We start from the raw sequence: 2,823 nt of genomic DNA on the forward strand, positions 1-2,823 counted from the left end.
GTAAACGGTAGATAGTGAGTACCTATACAAAACAAGAGCAAACCTGTATGATAGAAACAGATTTGCTCCAGTCTTTATTTCACTTCACCTTTATCAGGCTTGCGGCAATTCGCTGGCAGGCCTGGTGACCAGGGGAGCAGGTCATCCAGAAAACTGCGGTCTGTATCATCCAGATGCTTCGGGATCTCGGTAAGCAGATACTCAAAGTAATCATACGGTTTCAGATTGTTTGCTTTTGCGGTTTCCGCAATGCTGTAGATGATGGCGCTGGACTTTGCTCCGGCAATGGTATCGATCATCACCCAGTTTTTCTTACCAATACAGAATCCGCGGATGGACTGTTCCGCAGCGTTGTTGTCCATCGGCACTTCGCCATCGTCCAGGAACACTTTCAGGTATTTCTCCTGGTTCAGGGAATACTGGAAGCCTTCCCACGTCCTGCTCTTCTGCGGCACTTTCGGGAGGTTTTCACGAACCCATACGAAATAAGCCTCCACCAGGGGCTTTACGCTCAACTGGCGGCGGTTTTTCCGTTCCCCTGCCGGGAGATCCTTTAACTGTTTTTCCTCCCGGTAGATCGCCTGTATCATGGTCAGTGCCAGATACGCGCGGCTGTCTTTCTGCTTCTGCTTAGGCAGGGCCTTGACCGCCTCATCAAACCTCCGTCTGGCATGGGACCAGCATCCGGCAATCCGCAGGTCTTCCCGTTCGCATTCAATGGTGTGATAGACCTGATATCCGTCCGTGACGCATACGCCGTTGAAGTCTTTCAAAAACTCTCTGGGATGGCTGGCATTGCGCGTCTTCTGGTATTCATACAGGACGATCTGGCGTTCTGTGTACATCCGTCCGGTGCGGTACACCCACATGTAGCTTTTTGCGCCGGCGGGGCGGCCGTCCTTATTTACCAGCACGGGCGTTTCGTCCGCCTGCAGGACGTGGTAGCCGTACAGCTTTTCGTGGAGGCAGTCATAAAGGACCGCAAGGTAACGGTCTGCGCACTGGATCGTCCAGTTCGCCATGTTCTGCCTGGATATATGCAGGCCGCAGCGCCCGAACTCCTGCTCCTGCCGGTAAAGCGGGACAGCATTGACATATTTGGCGTTCATTACGGCTGCCTCCAGCGAAGGGGAAACAAGGCTCCCCCTTAATAAAGCCTGCGGATGCGGTGCCTTGATGACCTCTTGTGTTTTTTTCCCTGCATATACCTTTACATGGTGTTCTTCCACTTCGACCTTTGCCGGGGTAAAGCTGTACCTGCGGTATACTTCATCAGGAAGCTGTTTCCAGCTGTCTTTTCCAAATTTATCTGCCAGTTCCTCATCCGTCAAGGAATGCTCCACCACAACTACCGGAAGCCCCTCCAGGTCTTCTTCCCGTTTGCCCTGCTTTTTCTTCGGCTTTCTGCGGGAAACGCTTTCCGGCTCTTCCTGTGTGTTTTCCTCTGCAGCAACAGTTTCGGCTTCGTTAAAAAATACGATTTTCCCATCCACTTCCATAAAGGAAATCTGGTCTTCGGTCTCATGTTTCTCCGATGACCTGCCAAAACGGTGCCGTTTTAAATCCGCCATCTGCTCCAAAACAAGCTGGAGCGTATGGTCGATGTTTTCAAGCTGCTCCTGCTGCGACAGGAACAGCCTGATAAGCGTTTCCCGGTCAAGGCTGTTCAGTTGTTCTTCCGTATATTTTAAGGCCATGCTGTTTTCTCCCGGTATCCTGATACCCTTATCATACCATGGATACGGGATTTTTGCGAACACGGCGCTGCCGGATGTCCGTCATAATGCCTATGGTTAAAACAGCGGATGCTGCCTTTGTATGATGCTGTTTCCAGAACCCTTTTTCAGGAAGGAAAAGCATGTCTGCGTTCATTCTGGACGCTTTTATGGTCTGCGGCGTGGTTGCGCAGGGATCAGGTTGGACATTTTTCCCGGCAGGAATACCGTCTGAAAATTTCTCCATTTTGCACAAAGTCAGCCTATGTATTCCGGCGGTTCCACCGGCCTGACTGATTTCTTCGGGGTAATCGTCAGACCTTCCATCAGCCATCGGAACTGCTGCGGCGTTAATTCACGCACCTCCTCCGGGGTGCGCGGCCACTGGAACCGGCTTTCCGAGAGCCGCTTGTATAACAGGAGCCAGCCGTCCCCTTCCCATACAAGTCCCTTGATGCGGTCTGTGCGCTTCCCGCAGAAAAGATAGAGTGCATCCGGGACATATGGCCTGTTCCCGGTCTGTGTTTCCACCAGTGCCGCCAGCCGGTCTATGCCGGCGCGCAGATCAGTGTAGCCGCAGACAATGTAGACGGCTTTAAAGCAGGTGGCGTCATTGAGCATTCCGCACCACCTTAAGGACTGCCGTAAGCAGCGGCATGGGTGTGGATTCCGTTACGTGGATGGAAAAACCATTTACAGAGACGCAAAGCCCCTGCTGTATACCGCTGCCGCTTTGTGTATCCTGCTGCAGGAGACAGGTGTTTACCGGCACAATCTGCTGCGCCGGAGCCTCCGGCGGAAGGTTTTCCAGACATGCCTGCCTTACGCAGCGCAGCCTGTAATAGTAATTCCCTTTCGTAATACTGTGGGTGGCACACCAATCGACAACACTCATGCCTGCGGGACGGTTCTGGCACTCCCTGATCTGCTCCGCCCATTCTTTTAAACGGTATTGTACAGCCACTGCCGTTGTTGCTGAACTCATAGACTTACCTCCGTATAGCGGTATCAAAAGTTAAGGTTCAACTTTTAATACCTGTGATAGAAATATAGTCTATTGTCACATATTTTGCCTCCATAGTCGAGGTACGCACTATCTACCGTTTAC

3 protein-coding genes are annotated in these 2,823 nt (G+C 52.0%); all 3 read right to left on the reverse strand.

Annotated features, from left to right (window positions below; genetic code table 11):
* Positions 1-74 precede the first annotated feature (74 nt).
* The 3 genes from tnpC to NSB25_RS28930 all read right to left on the reverse strand — a co-directional run bounded on the left by tnpC (position 75) and on the right by NSB25_RS28930 (position 2,700).
* Complete coding sequence (gene tnpC / locus NSB25_RS28920; protein WP_103242791.1) at positions 75-1,697, reverse strand: IS66 family transposase; 1,623 nt, start codon at positions 1,695-1,697, stop codon at positions 75-77.
* A gap of 276 nt (positions 1,698-1,973) precedes the next feature.
* The gene (gene tnpB, locus NSB25_RS28925) at positions 1,974-2,336 is read right to left on the reverse strand and encodes an IS66 family insertion sequence element accessory protein TnpB (protein WP_103242789.1); all 363 of its coding nucleotides are present in this window, start codon (positions 2,334-2,336) and stop codon (positions 1,974-1,976) included.
* Positions 2,326-2,700, reverse strand: coding sequence for a hypothetical protein (locus NSB25_RS28930; RefSeq protein ID WP_103242788.1), 375 nt, complete (start codon positions 2,698-2,700; stop codon positions 2,326-2,328). The genes tnpB and NSB25_RS28930 overlap by 11 nt, the downstream gene beginning before the upstream one ends.
* Between the last annotated feature and the right edge of the window lie 123 nt (positions 2,701-2,823).

This window comes from Acetatifactor muris, from assembly GCF_024623325.1.
Taxonomy (GTDB): domain Bacteria; phylum Bacillota; class Clostridia; order Lachnospirales; family Lachnospiraceae; genus Acetatifactor; species Acetatifactor muris.